Source organism: Georgenia faecalis, from assembly GCF_003710105.1.
GTDB classification, from domain to species: Bacteria; Actinomycetota; Actinomycetes; order Actinomycetales; family Actinomycetaceae; genus Georgenia_A; species Georgenia_A faecalis.
Map to the genome: position 1 here is coordinate 2,470,654 of NZ_CP033325.1, position 23,018 is coordinate 2,493,671.

The 23,018-nt window shown below is 73.9% G+C and carries 22 protein-coding genes; 11 read left to right on the forward strand and 11 right to left on the reverse strand.

The genetic code is table 11. The features are described 5' to 3' along the window. The first annotated feature begins 50 nt into the window (after window positions 1-50). The 4 genes from EBO36_RS10770 to epsC all read left to right on the forward strand — a co-directional run bounded on the left by EBO36_RS10770 (window position 51) and on the right by epsC (window position 3,131). Window positions 51-410 (forward strand): GntR family transcriptional regulator, encoded by a 360-nt coding sequence (locus EBO36_RS10770; RefSeq protein ID WP_122824617.1) that lies wholly within the window; start codon window positions 51-53, stop codon window positions 408-410. Further along, window positions 407-1,405, forward strand: a complete 999-nt coding sequence (locus tag EBO36_RS10775; protein ID WP_122824618.1) for a DUF1648 domain-containing protein — start codon at window positions 407-409, stop codon at window positions 1,403-1,405. The genes EBO36_RS10770 and EBO36_RS10775 overlap by 4 nt, the downstream gene beginning before the upstream one ends. Before the next feature lie 207 nt (window positions 1,406-1,612). Next, window positions 1,613-2,548: a cysteine synthase A gene (gene cysK / locus EBO36_RS10780; RefSeq protein ID WP_122824619.1), complete on the forward strand. Its 936-nt coding sequence runs from the start codon at window positions 1,613-1,615 to the stop codon at window positions 2,546-2,548. A gap of 1 nt (window position 2,549) precedes the next feature. Continuing rightward, the gene (gene epsC, locus EBO36_RS10785; RefSeq protein WP_122824620.1) at window positions 2,550-3,131 is read left to right on the forward strand and encodes a serine O-acetyltransferase EpsC; all 582 of its coding nucleotides are present in this window, start codon (window positions 2,550-2,552) and stop codon (window positions 3,129-3,131) included. A gap of 213 nt (window positions 3,132-3,344) precedes the next feature. On the opposite strand, the gene EBO36_RS10790 is transcribed toward epsC, so the two are convergent. Then, complete coding sequence (locus EBO36_RS10790; protein ID WP_122824621.1) at window positions 3,345-4,319, reverse strand: Fpg/Nei family DNA glycosylase; 975 nt, start codon at window positions 4,317-4,319, stop codon at window positions 3,345-3,347. Further along, window positions 4,312-4,641, reverse strand: coding sequence for an MGMT family protein (locus EBO36_RS10795; RefSeq protein WP_241236864.1), 330 nt, complete (start codon window positions 4,639-4,641; stop codon window positions 4,312-4,314). The genes EBO36_RS10790 and EBO36_RS10795 overlap by 8 nt, the downstream gene beginning before the upstream one ends. Before the next feature lie 79 nt (window positions 4,642-4,720). On the opposite strand from EBO36_RS10795, the gene EBO36_RS10800 reads away from it, so the two are divergent. Both EBO36_RS10800 and EBO36_RS10805 read left to right on the forward strand, forming a co-directional pair. Next, entirely contained in the window at window positions 4,721-5,419 is a 699-nt protein-coding gene (locus EBO36_RS10800; protein ID WP_164471250.1) for a hypothetical protein, read from the forward strand. Window positions 5,420-5,475: 56 nt separating this feature from the next. After that, window positions 5,476-6,777, forward strand: a complete 1,302-nt coding sequence (locus EBO36_RS10805) for a GNAT family N-acetyltransferase (protein ID WP_122824623.1) — start codon at window positions 5,476-5,478, stop codon at window positions 6,775-6,777. A gap of 18 nt (window positions 6,778-6,795) precedes the next feature. On the opposite strand, the gene EBO36_RS10810 is transcribed toward EBO36_RS10805, so the two are convergent. After that, window positions 6,796-7,245: a ribose-5-phosphate isomerase gene (locus tag EBO36_RS10810; protein WP_122824624.1), complete on the reverse strand. Its 450-nt coding sequence runs from the start codon at window positions 7,243-7,245 to the stop codon at window positions 6,796-6,798. 76 nt (window positions 7,246-7,321) lie between these two features. On the opposite strand from EBO36_RS10810, the gene EBO36_RS10815 reads away from it, so the two are divergent. Next, window positions 7,322-9,328: a M13 family metallopeptidase gene (locus EBO36_RS10815; protein ID WP_122824625.1), complete on the forward strand. Its 2,007-nt coding sequence runs from the start codon at window positions 7,322-7,324 to the stop codon at window positions 9,326-9,328. 144 nt (window positions 9,329-9,472) lie between these two features. On the opposite strand, the gene EBO36_RS10820 is transcribed toward EBO36_RS10815, so the two are convergent. Both EBO36_RS10820 and EBO36_RS10825 read right to left on the reverse strand, forming a co-directional pair. Then, complete coding sequence (locus EBO36_RS10820) at window positions 9,473-10,036, reverse strand: hypothetical protein (RefSeq protein WP_164471441.1); 564 nt, start codon at window positions 10,034-10,036, stop codon at window positions 9,473-9,475. Window positions 10,037-10,152: 116 nt separating this feature from the next. Continuing rightward, complete coding sequence (locus tag EBO36_RS10825; protein WP_122824627.1) at window positions 10,153-10,767, reverse strand: mycothiol-dependent nitroreductase Rv2466c family protein; 615 nt, start codon at window positions 10,765-10,767, stop codon at window positions 10,153-10,155. 158 nt (window positions 10,768-10,925) lie between these two features. Between EBO36_RS10825 and pepN the strand changes: the two genes are divergently transcribed. Beyond that, window positions 10,926-13,517 carry an aminopeptidase N gene (gene pepN / locus EBO36_RS10830; protein WP_122824628.1) on the forward strand — a complete coding sequence of 864 codons (2,592 nt, stop codon included), beginning with the start codon at window positions 10,926-10,928 and terminating at the stop codon, window positions 13,515-13,517. A 153-nt stretch (window positions 13,518-13,670) separates the two neighbouring features. Here pepN and EBO36_RS10835 read toward each other — a convergent pair whose 3' ends face one another. From EBO36_RS10835 to EBO36_RS10845, 3 genes are read right to left on the reverse strand one after another with little or no spacing between them, the layout of a single operon-like run. Beyond that, window positions 13,671-14,318 (reverse strand): HAD family hydrolase, encoded by a 648-nt coding sequence (locus tag EBO36_RS10835; protein ID WP_164471442.1) that lies wholly within the window; start codon window positions 14,316-14,318, stop codon window positions 13,671-13,673. 59 nt (window positions 14,319-14,377) lie between these two features. Then, window positions 14,378-14,836 carry a PTS sugar transporter subunit IIA gene (locus EBO36_RS10840; RefSeq protein WP_122824630.1) on the reverse strand — a complete coding sequence of 153 codons (459 nt, stop codon included), beginning with the start codon at window positions 14,834-14,836 and terminating at the stop codon, window positions 14,378-14,380. After that, a complete protein-coding gene (locus EBO36_RS10845; RefSeq protein WP_122824631.1) occupies window positions 14,833-15,063 on the reverse strand; it encodes a PTS sugar transporter subunit IIB in 231 nt (76 codons plus the stop codon). Before EBO36_RS10845 ends, EBO36_RS10840 begins: the two co-directional genes overlap by 4 nt. 195 nt (window positions 15,064-15,258) lie before the next feature. Here EBO36_RS10845 and EBO36_RS10850 point away from each other — a divergent pair, with 195 nt between their 5' ends. Further along, window positions 15,259-15,630: a VOC family protein gene (locus EBO36_RS10850; protein ID WP_122824632.1), complete on the forward strand. Its 372-nt coding sequence runs from the start codon at window positions 15,259-15,261 to the stop codon at window positions 15,628-15,630. 59 nt (window positions 15,631-15,689) lie between these two features. Here the strand turns inward: EBO36_RS10850 and EBO36_RS10855 are convergent, their stop codons facing one another. Together EBO36_RS10855 and EBO36_RS10860 are read right to left on the reverse strand one after the other, a co-directional pair. Continuing rightward, entirely contained in the window at window positions 15,690-15,944 is a 255-nt protein-coding gene (locus EBO36_RS10855) for a PTS sugar transporter subunit IIB (protein WP_122824633.1), read from the reverse strand. After that, window positions 15,941-16,711: a GntR family transcriptional regulator gene (locus EBO36_RS10860; protein ID WP_122824634.1), complete on the reverse strand. Its 771-nt coding sequence runs from the start codon at window positions 16,709-16,711 to the stop codon at window positions 15,941-15,943. The genes EBO36_RS10855 and EBO36_RS10860 overlap by 4 nt, the downstream gene beginning before the upstream one ends. Before the next feature lie 221 nt (window positions 16,712-16,932). On the opposite strand from EBO36_RS10860, the gene EBO36_RS10865 reads away from it, so the two are divergent. Beyond that, the gene (locus EBO36_RS10865) at window positions 16,933-18,366 is read left to right on the forward strand and encodes a PTS transporter subunit EIIC (protein ID WP_241236865.1); all 1,434 of its coding nucleotides are present in this window, start codon (window positions 16,933-16,935) and stop codon (window positions 18,364-18,366) included. Between the two features lie 515 nt (window positions 18,367-18,881). On the opposite strand, the gene malQ is transcribed toward EBO36_RS10865, so the two are convergent. Further along, the gene (gene malQ, locus EBO36_RS10870) at window positions 18,882-21,044 is read right to left on the reverse strand and encodes a 4-alpha-glucanotransferase (protein WP_244925272.1); all 2,163 of its coding nucleotides are present in this window, start codon (window positions 21,042-21,044) and stop codon (window positions 18,882-18,884) included. Between the two features lie 245 nt (window positions 21,045-21,289). On the opposite strand from malQ, the gene ptsP reads away from it, so the two are divergent. Beyond that, window positions 21,290-23,011: a phosphoenolpyruvate--protein phosphotransferase gene (ptsP, locus tag EBO36_RS10875; RefSeq protein ID WP_122824637.1), complete on the forward strand. Its 1,722-nt coding sequence runs from the start codon at window positions 21,290-21,292 to the stop codon at window positions 23,009-23,011. The last annotated feature ends 7 nt before the right edge of the window (window positions 23,012-23,018 follow it).

The window sequence follows — 23,018 nt, forward strand, 5'->3', positions numbered from 1 at the left end:
CCACACACCGGGAAGTTGCGCTAGTTGCACTAGAACAATAGTGTTGCCGCATGCTGCTCCGCGTCGATCCCGCCTCACCCCTGCCGCTCTTCGAGCAGCTCGCCACCCAGGTACGTGCCGGCGTCGTCGCCGGCACCCTCACCAGCGGCGAGCGCCTGCCGTCGGCGCGCGACCTCGCCGAGTCGCTCGACATCAACCCGCACACCGTCCTGCACGCCTACCAGCTGCTCCGCGACGAAGGGCTGCTCGAGCTGCGCCGCGGGCGCGGCGCCGTCGTCACCGCGCGGGGCGCCGAGTACTACGCGCCGCTGGTGGGCGCGCTCGAGAACGTCCGACGCGAGGCCGCCGCCCTCGGGCTCCCGCTGTCCGCGGTCGCCGCCATGCTGAGCTCCACGGAGGAGAACCGATGAGCACCACACCCCTTCCCCACCGCCGCCGCGCCTGGCTGCTCGGCGTCGTCGTCCCCGCCGCCATCACCGCGGCGGCGTGGGCCGCCATCGCCGCTCTCGTGCCACGGCTGCCCGACCCGGTCGCCGTCCACTGGGGCCTGGACGGCGTCGACCGCACGGGAACCGTCGGCGAGCTCATCGCCCCGATGGCCGTCATCGGCGGGCTCTCCCTCGTCGTCCTGGGCGCGTTCGCGGTGCTCACCGGGCGCCAGGCCATCAACCGGCGGATGGTCCTCGGCCTCGCGGTCGCTCTCGCGACGCTGTTCGCGGGGATGGCGCTCACCACCGTCCTCGTCCAGGTCGACGTCCCGACGGCCACCGAGGCCGCCTCCCCCGACACCGGGATGACGCTCACCCTCCTCGCCGCCGTCGCCCTCGGCGCCCTGGCGGGCGCGCTCGCCGGAAGCGACCCGGCCCAGCCCGCCACCGGCGCGCTGCCCGCCGGAGTCCCGACCGCCGATCTGCCCGAGGGGCAGCGCGCGGTGTGGGTGCGCAGCGTCTCCGGGATCGGCACGACCACCACCTGGGTGCTCGCCCTCGCCGCGGGCGCGCTCGGCATCGGCGTGTGGCTCCTCACCGACACCGTGCTCCTCGTCGTCACGCTCGCGCCGGTGGTGGTGCTCATGCTCACGATGACCACCTGGCAGGTCCAGGTCGACGCGCGGGGCCTCACCGCACGCGGCGCCCTCGGCTGGCCGCGGCATCACGTACCCGCCTCCGAGGTCGAGCGCGCCGACGTCACCCAGGTCCGGCCGTTCGCGGAGTTCGGCGGCTGGGGGCTGCGCACGGCGGTGTCCGGGACGGTCGGCATCGTCGTCCGCAAGGGCGAGGCGATCGCCGTCGAGCAGACCGGTGGGCGCCGCCTTGTCGTCACGGTGGACGACGCCGCGACCGGCGCCGCGCTGCTCAACACCTTCGCGGAGCGGACCCGGCAGGAGGCGCACAGCCAGCGCTGATGATCGAAACGACGTAGTTTAGGCTTCAAGGACTCGTCGAGAGGAGGGCGCCGCCATGAGCACGTTCGCCGCCTGCGCGTCCTCCTCCCGATCCTGTCCGTAGAGCGCCCGGCACAAGCGTGCGGTCTCACCGCATGCCAGGCGCTCCGGACCTCGGCGCGGCCCGCGCCATCGCCCCCGCGCACCACCGACCCAAGGACGGCAACCATGGCCAGGATCTACGACGACGTCACCCAGCTCATCGGGCGCACCCCCCTCGTCCGCCTCAACACCATCACCAAGGACTCGCAGGCGACCGTGCTCGCCAAGCTCGAGTTCTACAACCCCGCGAACTCCGTCAAGGACCGCATCGGCGTCGCCATCGTCGACGCCGCCGAGGCGTCGGGCGAGCTGCCGCCGGGCGGCACCATCGTCGAGGCCACCTCGGGCAACACCGGTATCGCCCTGGCCATGGTGGGAGCGGCGCGCGGCTACGACGTCGTCCTCGCCATGCCCGAGACGATGAGCAAGGAGCGCCGCGCGCTGCTGCGGGCCTACGGCGCCGAGCTCGTCCTCACCCCGGGCGCGGAGGGCATGAAGGGCGCGGTGGCCCAGGCCGAGCAGATCGTCGCCGAGCGCCCGGGCGCCATCCTCGCGCGCCAGTTCGCCAACGAGGCCAACCCGGCCATCCACCGCCGCACGACGGCGGAGGAGATCTGGGCGGACACCGACGGCGCGGTCGACGTCGTCGTCGCCGGGATCGGCACCGGTGGCACCATCACCGGCGTGGGCCAGGTGCTCCGCGAGCGCAAGCCCGACATCCGGCTCGTGGCCGTCGAGCCCGCCGAGTCCCCCATCCTCAACGGCGGGCAGCCCGGGCCGCACAAGATCCAGGGCATCGGCGCCAACTTCGTCCCCCCGGTGCTCGACACGAGCATCTACGACGAGGTCATCGACATCGACGCCGAGACGTCCATGGCGACGGCGCGCGAGCTCGCCACGTCCGAGGGCATCCTCGCCGGGATCTCCTCCGGGGCAGCCGTCGCCGGCGCGCTCCAGGTCGCGGCCCGTCCGGAGATGGCGGGCAAGACGATCGTCGTCGTCGTCCCCGACTTCGGCGAGCGCTACCTCACCACCCCGCTCTACGCCGAGTTCATGGACTGACGTGCACCACTCCCCGGTCCCCCTGCGTGACCTCCTGCGTGAGGACCTCGAGGCCGCGCGCCGCGGCGACCCCGCGGCGCGCACCAGCCTCGAGGTGGCGCTCGGCTACCCCGGTGTGCACGCCCTGTGGCTGCACCGGATCGCCCACCGGATGTGGCACGCCGGGCCAGTGCTCAAGCTGCCGGCGCGGCTCCTGTCGCAGGCCGCCCGGGCGTTCACCGGCGTGGAGATCCACCCGGGCGCGGTGCTGGGGCGCCGGCTGTTCATCGACCACGGGATGGGCGTGGTCATCGGGGAGACGGCGGTGGTCGGCGAGGACGTCGTCATGTTCCACGGGACCACGCTCGGCGGGCGGTCGATGACCCACGGCAAGCGGCACCCGACCGTCGGCGACCGGGTCGTCATCGGGGCGGGGGCGAAGGTGCTCGGACCGGTCGTCATCGGCGACGGCGCCCGCATCGGGGCCAACGCGGTGATCGTCAAGGACGTTCCCGCCGGTGCGGTCGCCGTGGGCGTGCCGGGTGCCGTGCGCACCCGGGTCTCCGGCATCGACCCCCACGCGGACCCGGCGCTGTACATCTGAGGACGCCGGTGAGGGCGGGTCGCCGGCAGCGCCCCGCCGGGCTGGGTGAGCGAGGCCACCGTGGACACCCGGCCGTGCCAGGAGATCACTGACACACGGTCGGCGACCATCTCGGCGACGTAGATCTTGCCGGGCAGGCCGATCGCGTGGTGGTCACCCCGGCGCACTCGCCGGCCGCCAGCCCGAGCGTGGTGCGCTCAGCGGCACGTCCCGTCAGCGGCGCGGCGCGCGCTGGCAGCGCGGGCACCAGTACGCGCGCCTCCCCGCCATCTCGGCGTCGACCACCGTGGCCCCGCAGACCAGGCACGGCAGACCGGTGCGGTGGTAGACGTACCAGGGCTCCTCGTCCCCGTGCCGGTGCTCGGGCCGGGTGGTGCGGATCCGTCCCACCGCCACGCCGTCGGCCATGAGGGCGGCGGTGTCCGCCCACATCTCCCGCAGCCGCGCGGCCGGGACGTCCCGGCCCAGGCGCCGGGGGTGCACGCGGGCCCGGTAGAGCACCTCGGCGCGGTAGATGTTGCCCACCCCTGCGATGACCGCCTGGTCCATGAGGAGCTCACCCACCGGCCGCCGTCGCGCGCGGACGCCGGCGACGAACGCCTCGACGTCGCCGTCGGGGCGCAGGGGGTCCGGTCCGAGCCGTGCCTGCACCGCCGCCTTCTCCGCCGCCGTCACCACCTCGCACGCGGTGGGGCCGGTGAGGTCGGCGACGCCGTGCCGGCCCACGAGCCGCACCCGCACTGCCCCCCGCGGCTCCGGCGGCGACCACTCGTCCGGGTCGACGGCGGCTCCCCCGGGCAGCGCGCGCTCCTCCTCCGCCACCCGCCGACGGGGCGCGCCGATGGCGTGCGGGCCGGCGAAGGTGGTGTCCCCGGCGAACGTCCAGGAGCCGTACAGGCCCAGGTGCACGCGCAGCCAGCGCAGCTCGGCGTCCGGGGTGCCCGCGGCGGCGCCGGCCCCGTCGCCCGCGACGCCGGCCCCGTCGCCCGCCTCCCCCGCGGCGCCGGCATCGCCGAAGCCGAGGAAGAGCTGCTTGCCGTGCGCCTCCGTCCGCACCAGCGGGCGCCCGTCGAGCTGCGCCGCCCCCGCAGCGAACCGCCCCTGGGGCGAGCTCACGCCCAGGTGCTGGCCGCCGAAGAGCTCGACGAACGCCAGCGCGAGCCGGTGGACGGTGTGGCCCTCAGGCATGGTCCTCCTCCTCCACGGGGTCCCACAGCGCGCGGGCCAGGTCGACACGGCTGCCGTCGGCGACGAGCGGCGTGCCCTCGGCGCGGTACCGCGTGGCCGCCCGCTCACGCAGGGCGGGCGGGAGGCTGCCGTCGGCCCGGACGACGCGCCACCAGGGCACCTCCGCACCCACCCGGGCCATGATCGAACCCACGTGCCGGGCTCCGCCGCGCCCCGTGCTCCCGCGCACCGCCTCGGCCACGAGCCCGTAGGTCGTCGCCCGCCCGGGCGGCACGCGGTCGACGACGTCGAGCACGTGCTCGGTGAGGTCGGACGTGGTCACCGGACCATGATCGACGCCGCGGGCGGGCGGCGCCACCGCCGTCGGCCGCCCAGCCGCGGCCCGTAGGATCGGTGCCGAGATGAGCGACCACGTCACGCCCCCCGCCCCCGCGAGCACCGGAGGCTGCGCCCACTGCGACTCCTCGGTGCCCCACGAGCACACCGACATCCGGGAGCTGGTGGTCGCTGCCCGCGAGCGCGCCGCCCGCACGGCCTCCATCACCGCTGCCGTCGCCGCGGCGGTCCTCGCTGTCGCGCTCGTCGCCGGGACCCTCACCGCCGGGATCGGCCTGAGCCTGGCCGTGACCGGGGCGACCGTGGCGGGCTGGGCCGTCGTCGCCGGCCTCGGCGTCCTCGTCGCGGGTGCCCTGCAGGCCCGCGGCGGTGAGGCCACCGCCGTGGTGACCGCCTCGCTCACGACCGCGGCCCTGGCGCCCCTCGCGGCCCTCGCGGTCTCCTTCGTCCTGCCCGCCGGCGCCGCCGCGGGGACGCACCTGGCGCTGGCCGCCGTCGCCGGCGCCTCGTGGCTCGGCTGCACCGCCGTCAGCGAGGTGCTGCGCGCGCGGACCTGGCGTCGCCTCCTCGTCAGCGCCGGGGGCGAGGCCGCGCGCGCCCAGGTCCTCGCCGGGGAGGAGCCGCTCGGCGGGCACGGGCGCTGGCTCGCCCAGGGCGCCGTCATGGCCCTCGCCGTCGCCGCCCTGGCCGTCGTGCCCCTGCTCGTCGTCGTCCTCGTCCCCCTCGCGGTGGCCGTCGCGGCCCTCACCGGCCGACGCCGCTGACGGCGCACCGGTAAAGCGTTGGCCAGGCACCGGGCGCGGCTGACATCCTCGTCGGCATGACCTCCCACCCCACCGTCGACGGCGCCGTCGTCACCACGCCCGTGCCCGACGGCTACCGCCTGGCCGAGCTCGACACCGTCGCCGACCGCGACGCGATCATCGACCTCGACCGTTGGGCGTTCGCCTTCGACATCGCCCCCGAGGACCGCTCGGCGGTCGTGTGGGACCTGGAGCCCGGGCGGGTCGTCGGCGTGTGGGACGAGCGGGACCCCGGCGCGCGCCGCCTCGCCGCGGTGCACGCCTCCTACGCGTTCGCGCTGCCGGTCCCCGGCGGTGCGCGGCTGCCCACCGCCGGCCTCACGTGGGTGGGCGTCCACCCCGGGCACCGCCGCCGGGGCCTGGCGCGGGCGATGCTCACCACTCACCTCGAGCGCTCCATCGCCCGCGGGGAGGTCCTCTCGGCCCTCAACGCCGCGGAGGTGGGCATCTACGGCCGCTACGGGTACGGCATCGCCACGCAGGGCCTCAAGCTCACCCTCGGCCGCGGCGCCGAGCTGCGCGAGGTCCCGGGCAGCGCCGACCTCGTCGTCGAGCTCGACACCCTCGACCCCGCCCGGCACGGCGACCTCGTCCAGCGGGTGCACACCGCGGTGGACCGCCCCGGGTGGATCACCCGGGACACCGACGCGCTGCGCGCGTCCCACCTCGTCGACTGGCCGTCCGCGCGCCGCGACGCCGAGCTCCTGCGCATCGCCGTCGTCCGGACGGCGGACGGCGAGCCGCGCGGCTACGCCCTGTTCCGGCGCAGCGAGAAGTGGTCGCCGACGAACGTCGCGGAGGGGACAGTGCGCGTCCGCGAGGCCGTCGCGCTCGACCCCGCCTCGGCGCGGGCGCTGTGGGGCACGCTCACCGACCTCGACCTCATGGCGAGCGTGGAGACCCCGTGGCTCGCCCCCGACGACGCCCTCGTCCACCAGCTCAGCGACCTGCGCGCCGCGAAGCCCACGATGGTCGACGACGTGTGGATCCGCGTGCTCGACGTGCCCGCCGCCCTCGCGGCGCGGCGCTACCCGAGCACGGTCGACGTCGTCCTCGCGGTGCAGGACGACCTGCGGGCCGCCAACACCGGCCACTGGCACCTGCGCGGCGGCCCGGAGGGCGCCGAGGTGGAGCGGACCGACGCGCCGGCGCACCTGGCCCTCGACGTCGCCGACCTCGGCGCCGCGTACCTGGGCGGCACGTCGCTCGGAGCGCTCGCCAACGCGGGCCGCGTGCGCGAGCTCGTCCCGGGGGCCCTGGCGCCGGCGTCGGCCGCGTTCGGCTGGACCGTGGAGCCCGCGACGAGCTGGGGCTTCTAGCCGAGCGGCGGGGGCTCGCTAGCGGCCGGCCTCGTACGCCGCCACCTGGTCGATCCGGCGCTGGTGGCGCGGGTCGCCGCTGAACGGCTCGGCGAGGAACGTCTCCACCAGGGCGATCGCCTCGTCGACCGAGTGCTGGCGCGCCCCGAGCGAGACGACGTTGGCGTCGTTGTGCGCGCGGGCCAGGCGCGCGGTCTCCTCGTTCCAGGCGAGGGCCGCGCGCACGCCGGGCACCTTGTTCGCGGCGATCTGCTCGCCGTTGCCCGAGCCGCCGATGACGATCGCCAGCGCGCCCGGGTCCGCGACCACGGCCTCCCCGGCGGCGATGCAGAACGACGGGTAGTCGTCCTGCGCGTCGTAGGTGGCGGCGCCGTGGTCGACGACGTCGTGCCCCGCGGCCGCGAGGTGCTCGACGAGGGCGGCCTTGAGCTCGAACCCGGCGTGGTCGGCAGCGATGTGGATGCGCATGCCCCCATCCTGCCGTGCGAGACCGCTCCCTGCCGAGCGCTGGTTCCTCGCGCGGGCGGGCGCGTATGTTCGGACGATGACCCACGACACCACCACCACGGGTGCCCCCATGAGCGCCGAGGCCGCGATGGACCGGACGGTCCGGCCCCAGGACGACCTCTACCGCTTCATCAACGGGACGTACATCCGCGAGCACACGATCCCCGCCGACCGCGCCCGCGACGGGGCCTTCATGGTCCTGCGCGACCTGTCCGAGCAGCGCGTGCGCGACATCATCACCGACGCCGCCGCCGACGACGCCGTCACTGGTGAGGCCAAGCAGATCGGGGACCTGTACGCCTCCTTCATGGCCGAGGAGCGCATCGAGGCCCTCGGCACGGGCCCCCTCCAGCCGGACCTCGAGCTCGTCACCGCCGCGCTCGACAAGGACGCCCTGGCGCGCGCCATGGGCTCGCTGTGGACGACCGGCGTGGGCGGTGCGGCCGCCCTGTTCGTCGACAACGACTTCAACGACCCGGACCGGTACACGGTCTTCCTCTGGCAGGGCGGGCTCGGCCTGCCCGACGAGTCCTACTACCGCGAGGACGCGCACGCGCAGACGCGCGTGGCCTACGTCGCGCACGTGGCCGCCATGCTGGCGCTCTCCGGCCTCGTCACGGAGGACGAGGCGATGGGCGCGGCGGAGCGGGTCATGGCGGTCGAGACCCGGCTGGCCGCGGGCCACTGGGACAAGGTGAAGTCCCGCGAGGCCGACCTCATCAACAACCCCCGCACGTGGGCCGAGGTGGTCGAGTCCGCCCCCGGGTTCCCCTGGGACCTTTGGCGGGAGTCGATGGACCTGCCCGACGGCGCCGCCGACCAGGCCATCGTCGGCATGCCGTCCTACCTCACCCACCTCGCCGCGGCGTGGGAGGAGCTCGACGTCGACTCGCTGCGCATGTGGCTGCTGTGGCACGTCGTCTCCGCCCGCGCCCCGTACCTGCCGGCCGCGTTCGTCGAGGAGCACTTCGACTTCTACGGCCGCACGCTCACCGGTGCGCCCGAGCTGCGGGAGCGCTGGAAGCGCGGAGTCGCGCTCGTCGAGGGCGCGATGGGCGAGGCGGTCGGGAAGATCTACGTCGAGCGGCACTTCCCGCCCGAGCACAAGGCCCGCATGCGCGAGCTCGTCGACAACCTCATCGAGGCCTACCGGGAGTCCATCACCGGGCTGGACTGGATGGGCGAGGAGACGAAGCGGCGGGCGCTGGACAAGCTCGAGGCCTTCACCCCGAAGATCGGCTACCCGGACCGGTGGCGCGACTACTCCGCGCTGGAGACCGACCCGGCCGACCTCCTCGGCAACATGCGCCGGGCCGAGAACTTCGAGACCCAGCGCAACCTCGCCAAGCTCGGGGAGCCGGTGGACCGCGACGAGTGGTTCATGCCCCCGCAGATGGTCAACGCCTACTACAACCCGACGATGAACGAGATCGTCTTCCCGGCGGCGATCCTCCAGCCCCCGTTCTTCGACGCCGAGGCCGACGACGCCTGGAACTACGGCGGGATCGGCGCGGTCATCGGCCACGAGATCGGTCACGGCTTCGACGACCAGGGCAGCAAGTACGACGGCACCGGCCGGCTCCAGGACTGGTGGACCGAGCAGGACCGGGCGGAGTTCGAGTCGCGCACCCGCGCACTCATCGCCCAGTACGACGCGTTCTCGCCGGCCCAGCTGGACGGGTCGCACCACGTCAACGGGGCGCTCACCATCGGGGAGAACATCGGCGACCTCGGCGGTCTCGCGATCGCCATCACGGCGTACGAGATCGCCCTGCGCAAGCGGGGACTGTCCGGGCTGGACGAGGCACCCGTCGTCGACGGCCTCACCGGCCTGCAGCGGATCTTCTACTCGTGGGGCCGCGTCTGGCAGCAGAAGGCCCGCGACGCCGAGGTGATCCGGCTGCTGTCGATCGACCCGCACTCCCCCAACGAGTTCCGCTGCAACGGCGTGGTCCGCAACCTCGACACGTTCGTCGAGGCATTCGACGTCCAGCCGAGCGACGCGCTGTACCTGCCGCCGGAGGAGCGCGTGCGCATCTGGTGACCGGGCCGGTGAGCATCAGCCCTCGGTGATCAGCCCTGCCGAGCTCGCCGGTTCGTGCCGAGTTCGCTAGCTCTCACTAGCGAACTCGGCACGGACCAGCGAACTCGGGGGGTTCGACCCCGGGCCTGCCCGCAGCGGCCGGGGCTAGAAGAGCTCGTACGCCGCGCGGGCGAGCGAGAAGCCCTGGCCGGACTCCTCGTGCTCGCAGGTGACGCCCTCCCGCGAGCTCGTGCAGGTGTAGCCGTGCGCCTCGCGCGACTCGCCGTAGTCGAGGGCGGGCACGTCCCCCGCGATGGCCAGCGGCTCGCACGGCATGCTCGCGCCGTCCTCGCCCACGCGCAGGTGCGCCCCGGCCTCGCCCTCGCACGACGCCGCGTCGACGGGGTCGTAGGTGAAGTCGCGGATGAGGCAGTCGGCGCCGTCCACCGAGATCTGGCAGACGATGTTGCCGCTGGGCATGGCGAAGATCACGGGCTCCCCGGCGTCGGAACCGGCCTCGTCGTCGGCCGTGGGGGCCGGGGTTGCGGCCGTCGCGGTGCCCGTCGGCGTCGCGGCGCCGTCCGGGTCGACGTCGCCCGTGAGCCGCCCGACGAGGAGGGCGAGGAAGACGCCCACGAGCGCGACGACCACCACGATGAGCGCGATCTGCCCGCCGGTGAGCCGCCTGCCCGGGCGCGGCGCGCCCGCCGTCTGCTGCCGTTCTGCCACGCCCTGCCGTCCCGTCATCCCGGTGCTGCCCTCCTGCTCGACCGACGAAACCGTACGCGAGGCGCCCGGAGGAGCAGAACCGGGCGGGACAGGGGCGGGCGACCCGACCCGGGCGCTCAGTCGAAGACGGGGCCGGAGGTCCGGGTCCGCTTGAGCTCGTAGAAGCCGGGGACGCCGGCGACGAGGACGCACCCGTCCCACAGCCGGCCGGCCTCCTCCCCCTTGGGTGCGGGCGTGATGACCGGGCCGAAGAACGCGGTGCCGTTGAACGCGACGACGGGCGTGCCGACGTCCTCACCGACCCGCTCGATGCCCTCGCGGTGCGACGCCCGCAGGGAGTCGTCGAACTCGTCGGACGTGGCGTACCGCGCGAGGTCCGCGGGCAGCCCGACCTCGGCGAGGGCCTCGTCGATGACCTGCTCCATCTCCGCGCCGCGCCCGCCCGGGTGGACGCGCGTGCCGATCGCGTCGTAGAGCGGCTTGACGACCTCCTCGCCGTGCAGCTCGCGGGCGGCGTTGACCACGCGCGCCGGTCCCCACGCCCGGTCCATGGCCTCACGGTAGTCCGCCGGCAGCTCGCGGCCCTCGTTGAGGACGGCGAGGCTCATGATGTGCCACCGCACGGTGATGTCGCGGACCTTCTCCACCTCCATCATCCAGCGCGAGGTCATCCACGCCCAGGGGCAGATCGGGTCGAACCAGAAGTCGGCGGTGCTCGTCGTGTCGCTCATCCCCCCATCTTCACCGACACACGCCGACGACGCCCGCAGAATCAGTGGCGCAGGTCTCCGGGAGGCGCCTGCCTTCCCCGTCCATACGCCGTCGGTGGGAGGATCACGGGGCACCCTGCACCGCGCGCCCGCGCGCGCCGCTCGACGAAGGAGAACCTGTGCCCGGTCAGAACCTCACCCGCAGCGAGGCCCAGGAACGCGCCCGCATCGTCACCACCCACGCGTACGACGTCGAGCTCGACCTCCTGCGCGGTGACGCGGTGTTCGGTTCCCGCACGACCATCCGGTTCGACGCCGTCCCGGGGGCTGGCACGTTCCTCGACCTCATCGCCGACGCCGTCCACGAGATCGAGCTCAACGGCCGCCAGGTCGACGTCGCCGCGTGGGACGGCTCGCGGATCGCCCTCGACGGCCTCGCCGAGCACAACGAGGTGGTCGTCGTCGCCGACTGCCGGTACATGCACACCGGGGAGGGGCTGCACCGCTTCGTCGACCCGGTCGACGACGAGGTCTACCTCTACAGCCAGTTCGAGGTGGCCGACTCCCGCCGCGTCTTCGCGGTGTTCGAGCAGCCCGACCTCAAGGCGACCTTCGCCTTCACCGTCCTCGCACCCGCGCACTGGACGGTCGTGTCGAACTCCCCGACGCCGGAGCCCGAGGTGCTCGCCGACTCCGACGCCGCCGCCGCGCGGTGGTCCTTCGCCCCGACGCCGGTGCTCTCCAGCTACGTCACGGCCATCGTCGCCGGCCCCTACCACCGCCAGACCGGTGAGCTCACGAGCGCGGACGGCCGGACGATCCCGCTGGGGGTGTACTGCCGCGCCTCCCTCGCCGAGCACCTCGACGCGGACAACGTCCTCGACATCACCCGCGCGGGCTTCGCCTTCTTCGAGGCGGCCTTCGACCGGCCGTACCCGTTCGCCAAGTACGACCAGCTCTTCGTCCCCGAGTTCAACGCCGGCGCGATGGAGAACGCGGGCGCCGTCACGATCGTCGAGAACTACGTGTTCCGCTCGAAGGTCACCGACGCCCTCGTCGAGCGCCGGGCGGTGACGATCCTCCACGAGCTCGCGCACATGTGGTTCGGCGACCTCGTCACCATGCGCTGGTGGAACGACCTCTGGCTCAACGAGTCCTTCGCGGAGTACGCCTCGACGCTGGCCACCGCCGAGGCCACCCGGTGGACGACGGCGTGGACGACGTTCTCCACGCTGGAGAAGTCGTGGGCCTACAACCAGGACCAGCTGCCCTCGACGCACCCCATCGTCGCGGAGATCAACGACCTCGAGGACGTCGAGGTGAACTTCGACGGCATCACCTACGCCAAGGGTGCCTCCGTCCTCAAGCAGCTCGTCGCGTGGGTGGGCCAGGACGCCTTCCTCGCCGGTGTCCGCTCGTACTTCGCCAAGCACGCCTTCGGCAACACCGAGCTCTCCGACCTCCTCACCGAGCTCGAGGCGACGAGCGGCCGCGACCTCACGGCGTGGTCGCAGGTCTGGCTCGAGCAGGCGGGGGTCACGCTGCTGCGCCCGCAGGTCGAGGTCGACGACGACGGCGTCATCACGTCCTTCGCCATCACCCAGGAGGCGCCGGCGGAGCACCCGACGCTGCGCCCGCACCGTCTCGTCGTCGGCGGCTACGACCTCGCGGACGGCGACGACGGCGCACCGCGCCTCGTCCGGTCGCTGCGGCTCGAGCTCGACGTCGACGGGGAGCGCACCGAGGTGCCCGAGCTCGCCGGGCGTCGCCGGCCCGACCTCATCCTCGTCAACGACGAGGACCTCGCCTACGCCAAGGTGCGCCTCGACGAGGCCTCGCTCGCCGTCGCCATGCAGCACCTCGCGACCTTCGAGGACTCCCTCCCCCGCGCGCTGGTGTGGTCGGCGGCCTGGGACATGACCCGTGACGGGGAGTGGGCGGCGCGCGACTTCATCGAGCTCGTCCTCACCAACATCGCCGCCGAGTCCGACTCCACGGTCATCATGGTGCTCCTGCGCCAGCTCAGCCTCGCGCTGTCCTCCTACACCGCCCCCGAGGACCGCCACGCCCTCACCGAGCGGGCGACGGACCGGCTCTGGGCGCTCGCGCGCGACGCGGCGCCGGCGTCGGACGCGCAGCTGCAGCTCGTCCGCTCCTTCGCCATCAAGGCGACCACGCCCGCCCAGCTGGACGCGGTGGCCGGGCTGCTCGACGGCACCGCCCCGCTCGAGGGGCTGGCCGTCGACACCGACCTGCGGTGGGACCTGCTCACCGCCCTCGTCGCCGGCGGCCGGGCCGGCGAGGAGGAGATCACCGCGGAGAGCGAGCGGGACGCCACCGCGAACGGGCAGCGCGCCGCCGCCCGCGCCCGGGCCATCGTCCCGACCGCGGAGGCGAAGGAGCGCGTCTGGGCCTCCGTCGTCGAGCGGGAGGAGCTGCCCAACGCGCTCCAGGAGGCGGTCGTCGCGGGCTTCGCCGACGTCCACGACCGCGCGCTCCTGGTCCCGTTCGTCGACCCCTACTTCGACTCCCTCGAGCGGGTGTGGGCGGAGCGGACCAACGAGATGGCCCAGGGGATCGTCACCGGGCTGTACCCGTTCCTCCTCGCCGGGCTCGAGTCGCTGGGCGTCGACGTCCTCGCGCGCACCGACGCCTGGCTCGAGGCCGCCCCGGACGCGCCGCCGGCCCTGCGCCGCCTCGTCATCGAGGACCGCGACGCCGTCCGGCGAGCGGTGCAGGCGCAGGCCCGCGACCGCGCCGCGCGCGGGTAGCCCGAGACCACGGCGTGGGAGGTCGGCTCCCGCGCCGTGGGTCCGCCGTCGTGCGGGTGCGGGTCCGGCGTCGCGCCCGTCGTCGACCGAGGATGCGTGAGGGCGGCCGCTGTCGTACCGGGGTACGTCAGCGGCCGCCGTCGACGCGTGCGCCTAGCCCTCGGGGACGAGGGCGGTGAGGTCGGCCACCGCGGCGTGCGCGCCGGCCTCGGTGAGCGGGCCGCTGGCCAGGCTGGTCATGACGCCGAGGACCAGAGCCGCGCCCGCCGTCGTCGCCGCGGTCACGCCGGCGACGGAGTCCTCGGCCGCGACGCAGCGGGCGATGTCGACGCCGAGCCGCTCCGCGCCGAGGAGGAACGGGTCGGGCGACGGCTTGCCGACGGGGGTGTCCTCCGCGGTGACGAAGCCGACGCCGACGTCCTGGACCCCGAGGATCTCCAGGGCGTTCTCCGCCCAGGGACGCAGCGCCGACGTCACCAGCGAGACCGGCAGCCCGAGGGCGCGCCAGCCGCGGATCGCGTCGGCCGCCCCGGCCACCGGCTGGGGCGGGTTCGCCTCGGCGTCGATGCAGGCGATGACGGCGTCGGTGAGCGCGTAGGGGTCCTCCCCGCGCCAGGGACCGTCGAGGGCAGCGAACGACTCGTACCCGCGCCGCCCCATGAACTGGTGGACGACGTCGTCCCCCACGTCCCACCCGCGGCTCGCGAAGTAGGTGCGGAAGGCCGCCTGCTGCATGGGCTCGGAGTCCACGAGGGTGCCGTCCAGGTCGAGGAGCAGCCCGGCGCCGGGGGTGCGGAGCACGGCAGCGAGCCGGGACCGCAGGTGCGCGGTCCCGGCTCGCTGACTCTCGCTGGACGGGGTCAGGCCCACGTGAGGAGCGCGTCGGCCGCCCGCACCGTGGCACCGGGCTCGACGCTGAGGCGGACCGCCTCGGCCGAGCCCTCGAGGCCGACGACGGGGCAGACCGGCGAGCGCCCGCCCGCCTCGATCTCGGCCGGGTCCCACGTGACGAGCTTCTGCCCGACCTCGACGACGTCCTTCTCGGCGGCGTGCAGCGTGAAGCCGGCGCCCTCGAGCTGGACGGTGTCGAGGCCGAGGTGGACGAGGACGCCCTTGCCCTCGTCCGTGAGGATGACGAAGGCGTGCGGGTGGAGCTTGACGATCGTCCCGGCGACCGGCGCGACGACGTCGACCGGGCCGGACCGCTCAGGGTCGATGGCGACGCCCGGGCCGACGAGCGACCCGGCGAACACCGGGTCGGGCACGTCCGCCATGGCGACGACCGTTCCGGACAGGGGGGCCAGAACGGTCAACGTCACCGAAGGTCCTCGATGTCCTCGACGATGTTGTCGGCCTCGGGGCCGACGACGACCTGGACGGCCGAGCCCTGCTGGACGACACCGAACGCACCGGCGGCGCGCAGCGCGGCCTCGTTGACCCGGCTGGGGTCCTCGACCTCGACGCGGATACGGGTGATGCAGGCCTCGAGGTCGATGATGTTCTCGTCGCCCCCGAGTGCCGCGAGGATGGACTCTGCCTTGCTCATGTGTGTGCTCCTCATCCACGGCGGGGCCGCGTCTCGTGACGGCCCGGCTCCCCGCCGTGCACCGCCGCGCTCGGTCTGCTGGACCCGCTGGTCCAGACGACTAGATGAGACCGTCCCGCGGGGCGCCGTGTCAAGCCGTGGCAACGCTTCTGCCGTCCGCGGGTGGCAACGGTGAGCGCCGGGTAGCGTGCCCGCATGTCCACCGGGATCCGGTACAGCTCGACGACGCTGGCCTGCCCGTCGCCGGGCGCCCTGGCGTCCTTCTACGCCACCATCACCGGCGGCGAGGTCACCTTCGTCCACGACGACGAATGGGCGACGATGCGCTGCGAGGGAGCGCGCCTGGAGTTCATGGGCGTGAGCGGCTACCAGGCGCCCCGGTGGCCCGAGGACTCCGCGCTGGTCCACATCGACTTCTTCGTCGACGACCTCGAGACCGCCGCCACCCGTGTGGTCGCGGCCGGCGCCCGGCGGTACGAGCACCAGCCGAACGCCGCCCACTGCCTCGTCTTCGCCGACCCCGCGGGGCACCCGTTCTGCCTCACCCTCATCGACGAGGTCGGCTGAGAAGGCCGGGCCTTATCCCCGTATGCGTCCCGTGGGGGCGCGCCGACGGTGGGCGCCCCTCACGCCTGCGAGTCCCGCTCGGCCCAGGTGAGGTCCTCCAGCTCGCTGACGAGCACGTCCACCTCGGGTCCGACGACCACCTGGACGACGCGGCCGTTGATGACGACGCCGTGGCAGCCGGCCGCCCGCAGCGCCACCCGGTCCACCAGTGCGGGGTCCGCCACCTCGGCGCGCAGGCGGGTGATGCACGGCTCCACCTCACGGATGTTCTCCACGCCGCCCAGTCCGGCGAGGATGCGACGCAGGTCCTTCACGACGCCTCCCCCACGGCCGCCGTGACGACGTCCGGTCGTGCGACGCTCATCACCCGGCGCGGCGGGACGAGTGCAGCGCTGGGGGCGGTCACCGGCACCCACAGGGCGTACCGGTCACCCCGGTAGACGGAGCGGGTGTACTCCACGGCGATGTCGCCGCTGAAGGTGCGGCGGCAGATGCGCAGCCCGGCCGCCCCGGGGGAGATGCCCAGCGCCTTCGCCTCCTTGCCCCGGACGGTGACGGCGTCGATCGTGTCCTCGCCCCACGTGGGGGTCAGGCCCTGGGCCGCGAGAGTGGCCTGGAGGTCGGTCGGCGGCACCGCGTCGACCGGGCCCGGGAGGATGGCGGCCGGTGTCCAGCTCTCCTCGAGCGCCATGGGGATCCCGTCGGCGAGGCGTACCCGGCGCACGACGTAGACGTCCTCGTCCGTGCCGCACTCGAGCGCGGCTGCGACCTCGGGCGGGGCCGACGTGCGGTCGGCGCTGAGCACCTCGGAGCCCGGGGCCATCCCGCGGTGGCGCATCTCGTCGTCGAACGCCGTGAGCCGCGCCTGGAGGTCGACCTTGGGCTGTGCGACGAAAGTCCCACGTCCCTGGATCCGCTCCAGGAGACCCTCGACGACCAGTGCGTCCACCGCCTGGCGGACCGTCATGCGGGAGACGCCGAACGACTCGCACAGCTCACGCTCGGACGGGATCGAGGTCCCGATCTCGAGCCCGTCGGAGATGAGACCCCGGAGGTACTCCCGAACCGTGACGTACTTCATCGCCTGCCTGTTCCGTCGGGCGACCCGCGTCGCCACCGAATCGTTACAATTCCGCGCCACCGGACACCCGGTGATGTGCTTGACACCTAGCATCGCCAAGCGATCTAGTTAGCACAACTGGTCCAGACATCTCGACTTACGTCTACCAGGTAGCCCGCCCGGAACGACCCGGGCCCCACTCCATACGGCCTAGGGCCGGACACCTCACCGAGGAGCATGACGTGACAGCAGCGACAGCCGGTGCCGCTTCGGCGCCAGCCAAGAAGGAGAAGAAGCCGATCCCGGGCTTCGCACAACTGCAGCGCGTGGGACGTTCCCTCATGCTGCCCATCGCCGCACTGCCCGCCGCCGGCCTCCTGCTCCGTCTCGGCCAGCCGGACATGCTCGGTGCCGACGGCCTCGCCGGCGTCAACGGCTTCGGCTGGCTCCAGCCGGTCGCCGAGGTCCTCGCCGCCGCCGGTGGCGCCCTGCTCGACAACCTCCCGCTGCTCTTCGCAGTCGGTGTGGCGATCGGCTTCGCCCGCAAGTCCGACGGCTCGACCGGCCTCGCGGCCGTCGTCGGCTACCTCGTCTTCACCAACGTCCTGCGGGTGCTCGCCCCCCGGTTCGGTGTGGAGGCGGAGGGCAGCTGTGCCGGCGCCGTCGCCGACGCGGGTCTCGACCCCGCGGGCTTCGCCTGCGCCGCGCCGACGTACACGATCAACTACGGCGTCCTCGGCGGTATCACCATCGGTATCGTCGCCGCCCTGCTGTACCAGCGCTTCTACCGCATCAAGCTGCCCACGTACCTGGCGTTCTTCGGCGGGCGCCGCTTCGTGCCGATCATCACCGCGGCCACGGCCACGCTGATCGCGGTGCTCTTCGCGCTCATCTACCCCGCCTTCGACTTCGTCATCTCGGGCTTCGGCAACTGGGTGACCAACCCCGACAACTCCATCCTCGGTGGCTTCGTCTTCGGCACGGTCAACCGCCTGCTCATCCCGTTCGGCCTGCACCACCTGCTCAACAGCCTGCCGTGGTTCCAGTTCGGTTCGTTCACGTCCGACGACGGCACGGTCTACCAGGGCGACATCGCCCGCTTCCTCAACGGCGACCCGACCGCGGGCATCTTCATGACCGGCTTCTTCCCGATCATGATGTTCGCGCTCCCGGCCGCGGCCCTGGCCATCTGGCACACGGCCAAGCCCTCGCGCCGCAAGATCACCGGCGGCATCATGATCTCCGTCGCCCTGACGGCGTTCCTCACCGGTATCACCGAGCCCCTCGAGTTCGCGTTCGCCTACGTCGCGTTCCCGCTGTACGTCATCCACGCGCTGCTCACCGGTACCGCGTTGGCGTTGGTCAACGCGCTCGACATCCGGTCCGGCTTCAGCTTCTCGGCCGGTGCGATCGACTACCTGCTCAACTTCCGCATCGCGGAGCAGCCGCTGATGATCATCCTCATCGGCCTCGTGTACGCCGTCATCTACTACTTCCTCTTCCGCTTCGCCATCAAGAAGTGGAACCTCAGGACCCCGGGTCGCGAGGACGAGGCCGAGGACGGCACCGCCGTCCCGTCCGTCTTCGACGAGGCCCAGGAGGCGGCCGCCATCTCGACCGGCAAGCGTGACGCCGAGCGTGAGGCCGCCGAGGCGGAGCGCCGCAGGAACAAGTAGCGCCACCGCTGGCTGAGTGATCGGCCCGCACGTACGTCGAAGGGCCCGGCACCTGGTGCCGGGCCCTTCGTCGTTCTCCACGCCCCACCCCACCCCGCTCTCACCCCACCCCGTGGTGACATTGCAGAAGCGCTGGACGGCGCCCGGGGCCTGCCCACGCCGTCGTGATCTTGCAGAAGCGCTGCAGCCCCCCGGCACGGCAGCGGACCCGCCCCACGCGGTCGCTGGCGCCGCCCTGCCCCCTGGCTGGCGCGTATGGGTGACATCGCAGTGCCTATGCCGCTGCGATCTCACCCATAGACCGCGTTATCGGGAGTGCGGGAGCCGGGCGGTAAGACCGCTACCCGTCAGCGGGCGGGCGCCGCCCACCCACCTCGCAGGGGGGCTCGGCGACCATTCGCGGGGAGTTCACGGGCGCCCCCATCGCGCACAGGCGACGACGCCGACGGCGGCGCGGCCCCTGCGATTCTGCAAGATCACCAGATAAGGGGCGGGGGGCGCTGTGAAGAGCCGCCTCAGGCGAGGCGGTCGGCCTCACCGAGCTCGGACCGGATGGCCGCGACCAGGGAGAGCAGTCGCGCGGACCCGGGCAGGTCCTCGACGAGGACGGCGCGCTCGGCGCCGTCGGCCAGCGGCAGCTTCCAGTTGGGGTACTCCTGGTCGGTGCCCGGCTGGTTCTGCGCGCGGCGCTCCCCCACGGCGTCGGTGAGCGAGACACCCACGAGCACCGAGGGCGTGCGCACGACGTAGGCGTGCAGCGCCTCGACGATCTGCCGCTCGGTCGGGTCCGCGGGCAGGAGGTGCTGCTCCTCGAGCCGCTCGAGCATCCGCTCCCGCTCGCGCCGGGCCTCCAGGCGCACCTTCGGCACCGGCTCGGTGAGCAGGCCGAGCCGCTCGCGCAGGTCCACGTGCTCCTCGGCGAGGTATCCCGCCGTCGGGGGCAGGTCGTGCGTGTTCACCGTGGCGAGCACGAGCCGGCGGTACTCCTGCGGCAGGATCGGGCGACCGTCCTCGTCCTTCTCGAACCACAGCACGGACGTCCCCAGGACGCCGCGCTCGGTGAGGTAGCCGCGCACCCACGGCTCGACCGTGCCGAGGTCCTCGCCGATGACGACGGCGCCGGCCCGGTGGGCCTCGAGCAGGAGGACGCCGACCATGGCCTCGTGGTCGTACCGCACGTAGGTGCCGTCGGCCGCGCTGGCGCCGTCCGGGATCCACCAGAGCCGGAAGAGCCCGAGGATGTGGTCGATGCGCAGGGCACCGGCGTGGCGGAGCACCGTGCGCGCCATGTCGCGCAGCGGCGCGTAGCCGGTGCGGGCGAGGGCGTCCGGCCGCCACGGGGGCTGCGACCAGTTCTGGCCCTGCTGGTTGTACATGTCGGGCGGCGCGCCCACGCCCATGCCCTGAGCGAAGATCGACCGCATGCTCCAGGCGTCCGCCCCCGAGGGGTGGACGCCGACGGCGAGGTCGTGCATGACGCCCAGGCCCATGCCGGCCTCGCGGGCGACGGCCTGCGCGCGGGCCAGCTGGTCGTCGGCGACCCACTGGAGCCACACGTAGAAGTCGATGCGGTCGGCCAGCTCGCGCCGTGCGCGGAAGACGGCCGGGGAACCGACGTCCTGCAGGGCGTCCGGCCACTCGCTGTTCTCGTACTTCTCGGTGAGCGCGCACCACAGGGCGAAGTCCTCGAGTCCCGCACCCTGCTCCTTGCGGAAGGCGTCGAGCGCCCGCTGGCGCGCCCGCGAGCGCGGCGCCGCGTAGATGACCTCGAGCGCCTGCCGCTTCGCGGACCAGGCCGCGTCGCGGTCGATGGGCCCCGGGTCGTCGGCGGCCGGCCGCACCTCGTCGGCCGCCCACTCGACGAGCGCGCGCTGCGGTCCGGAGAGGTACGCGGTCTCGCGGATGTCCTCGGGCCGCACGTACAGCGGGTTGACGAACCGGCGGCTCACCGGCAGGTAGGGCGACGGCGTCATGTGCCCCACCGGCTCGGCGGCGTGGAGCGGGTTGATGAGGAGGAAGTCGGCGCCCAGCTCGCCGAAGAGGCTGGTGAGCTCGGCGAGGTCGGCGAGGTCGCCCACGCCCCACGAGCTGCGCGAGCGCACGGAGTACAGCTGGGCCATGAAGCCCCACCCGCGCCCGGTCGCGAGCTGCGGCTCGGGCAGCCGGTCGGGCGTCACGGCGAGCGCGCACCGCTCGGTGCGGGGGTCGGGGCCGCCGACCTCGGCGATCACCTCGTGCCATCCCAGGGGGAGGTCGCCGGGGATGCGGAACGTGGCGCACCCCATGCGGACACCGTCCACGGTGCGCGGGTCCACCCACACGTCGAGCTGGGGCAGGTCGAACCGCCAGCCGTCCTCGGTCCGCACCTGCACGCTCACCGGGGTGCCGTCGGGCACGTGGACCTGCAGCTCGTGGGAGCTGCCGGTGCGCAGGACGAGCGAGGCCGGCAGCGCCGAGCGCCAGGGCTCGTCGTCGACGTCGGCGAGGGCATGGGCGACGGCGTCGTCGGTCTCGGCGCTGACGCCGAGGGCATGGAGGACCGCGCGGATCGTCGCGGCGGGCACCGCCCGGTGGGCACCGGTGAAGTCCCAGAAGTCGGTGGCGACCCCGTGTGCCTCAGCGAGGCGTACGAGTGCCTCGTCGGGGGCGTCGGCTGTCTGGGGTGTGGTCGTGCTCACGCGTTCACCAGTGGTCTCTCGGTTGGGCTCGGACGGTGATGTCCCTCCGTCGTTCCCTGTGATCTTGCCAGAGTTGGCCGACGACGCTCGGCGAGCACCGGCTCCCCGGCCGCGCCGAGTGTGCGGCGCACCACGCCGCGGGGCCGCGCGCGGTGGGTGCCTGAGTGGGCGTAGGACGCCCGGCCCAGGCGCCGACGGCATCGGAGGGGCCACAATAGGCGGGCCCACCGAGACGAGGAGACACCGTGACGGACCAGCAGCAGGCCAGCCCCCAGAGCCCGACCGCCGAGGCGCCCTCGAGCGTGTCCGGGATCGGCGTGAGCCCCGGCCGCGCGGCGGGCCCGGTGGCGCAGCTCGCCGGCGCGGTGCCCGAGCCCGGCATGGAGTCCCTGCCCGAGGGCGCGGACCTCGAGGCGGCGGCGGCCTCCGTCGCCGACCACGCCGCGCGCGTCGCGGCGGGCCTCACCGCCTCCGCCGAGAAGGCGCAGGGCGAGAGCAGGGAGGTCCTCGAGACGACGGCGCAGATGGCCGCCGACCCCACCCTCGTCCAGGTCGCCCAGTCGCACGTGCGCGGCCAGCGCCTCTCCCCCGCCCGCGCCGTGTGGGAGGCCGCGGGATCGGTCGCCGACCAGCTCTCGGCGCTCGGCGGGTACATGGCCGAGCGCGCCCGCGACGTCTACGACGTTCGCGACCGCATCGTCGCCAGCCTGCTGGGCCTGCCGATGCCCGGCGTCCCGCAGCGGGAGGAGCCCTTCGTGCTCGTCGCCCGTGACCTGGCACCGGCCGACACCGCCCTCCTGGACCCGGCCAAGGTCCGCGCGATCGTCACCTCCGAGGGCGGCCCGACGTCGCACACCGCGATCCTCGCCCGCGCCCTCGGCATCCCCGCCGTCGTGGGGGCCACCGGGGCGCTCGAGGCGCTGACGAACGACCGGCTCGTCCTCGTCGACGGCGCCGCGGGCACCATCACCCTCGACCCCGACGCGGCTGCCGTGGAGGCCGCCGCCCGGCTCGCGGCGCAGGTGCGCACGTTCGACGGCGACGGCCGCACCAGCGACGGGCACAAGGTCCAGCTCCTCGCCAACGTCGGCGACCCGGCCGGCGCGGAGAAGGCCGCCGCGGCCGGCGCCGAGGGCGTCGGGCTCTTCCGCACGGAGTTCTGCTTCCTCGACCGCGCCGACGAGCCGACGATCGCCGAGCAGGTCGAGCAGTACCGCACCGTCCTGGCGGCGTTCCCCGGCAAGAAGGTCGTCGTCCGCACCCTCGACGCCGGCGCCGACAAGCCCATGCCGTTCCTCACCGACACCGCCGAGCCCAACCCGGCGCTCGGCGTGCGCGGCCTGCGCACCGCCTGGGCCAACCCGCAGATCCTCGACAACCAGCTCCAGGCCATCGCCGAGGCGGCCGCCGCGGAGAGCGCCGACGTCTGGGTCATGGCCCCGATGATCGCCACGGTCCCGGAGACCGAGGACTTCGTCGCGGCCTGCGCCCGCCACGGGCTCACCACGGCCGGCGTCATGGTCGAGGTCCCCAGCGCCGCCCTGCTCTCCGGGCCCATCCTCGCCCGCGCCTCCTTCGCCTCGATCGGCACGAACGACCTCACCCAGTACACGATGGCCGCGGACCGGATGCTCGGGTCGCTCGCCACGCTCTCGGACGCCTTCCAGCCCGCCGTCCTGCGGATGATCGAGGAGACCTGCCGCGGAGGCGCCCAGCAGGACCGCCCCGTCGGCGTGTGCGGCGAGGCGGCGGCGGACCCGGCCACCGCCGTCGTGCTCGTGGGCCTGGGCGTGTCCAGCCTGTCCATGTCGCCCCGCTCGCTCGCCGACGTCGCCGCGGTCCTCGCCGCGACGTCGTTCGAGCGGTGCCAGGAGCTGGCGCGGATCGCCGTCGAGTCCGAGAGCGCCGACCAGGCGCGGGCCAGGGTGCGCGAGGGCCTGCCGATCCTCGCGGAGCTCGGCCTGTGACCGAGAC

What these genes read in the sequence shown, in the direction of transcription:
- EBO36_RS10770 (WP_122824617.1), top strand. Translation starts at nt 51, where the DNA reads ATGCTGCTCCGCGTCGATCCCGCCTCACCCCTGCCGCTCTTCGAGCAG.
- EBO36_RS10775 (WP_122824618.1), top strand. Translation starts at nt 407, where the DNA reads ATGAGCACCACACCCCTTCCCCACCGCCGCCGCGCCTGGCTGCTCGGC.
- cysK (WP_122824619.1), top strand. Translation starts at nt 1,613, where the DNA reads ATGGCCAGGATCTACGACGACGTCACCCAGCTCATCGGGCGCACCCCC.
- EBO36_RS10790 (WP_122824621.1), bottom strand. Translation starts at nt 4,319, where the DNA reads ATGCCTGAGGGCCACACCGTCCACCGGCTCGCGCTGGCGTTCGTCGAG.
- EBO36_RS10800 (WP_164471250.1), top strand. Translation starts at nt 4,721, where the DNA reads ATGAGCGACCACGTCACGCCCCCCGCCCCCGCGAGCACCGGAGGCTGC.
- EBO36_RS10805 (WP_122824623.1), top strand. Translation starts at nt 5,476, where the DNA reads ATGACCTCCCACCCCACCGTCGACGGCGCCGTCGTCACCACGCCCGTG.
- EBO36_RS10810 (WP_122824624.1), bottom strand. Translation starts at nt 7,245, where the DNA reads ATGCGCATCCACATCGCTGCCGACCACGCCGGGTTCGAGCTCAAGGCC.
- EBO36_RS10815 (WP_122824625.1), top strand. Translation starts at nt 7,322, where the DNA reads ATGACCCACGACACCACCACCACGGGTGCCCCCATGAGCGCCGAGGCC.
- EBO36_RS10825 (WP_122824627.1), bottom strand. Translation starts at nt 10,767, where the DNA reads ATGAGCGACACGACGAGCACCGCCGACTTCTGGTTCGACCCGATCTGC.
- EBO36_RS10845 (WP_122824631.1), bottom strand. Translation starts at nt 15,063, where the DNA reads ATGAGCAAGGCAGAGTCCATCCTCGCGGCACTCGGGGGCGACGAGAAC.
- EBO36_RS10850 (WP_122824632.1), top strand. Translation starts at nt 15,259, where the DNA reads ATGTCCACCGGGATCCGGTACAGCTCGACGACGCTGGCCTGCCCGTCG.
- EBO36_RS10860 (WP_122824634.1), bottom strand. Translation starts at nt 16,711, where the DNA reads ATGAAGTACGTCACGGTTCGGGAGTACCTCCGGGGTCTCATCTCCGAC.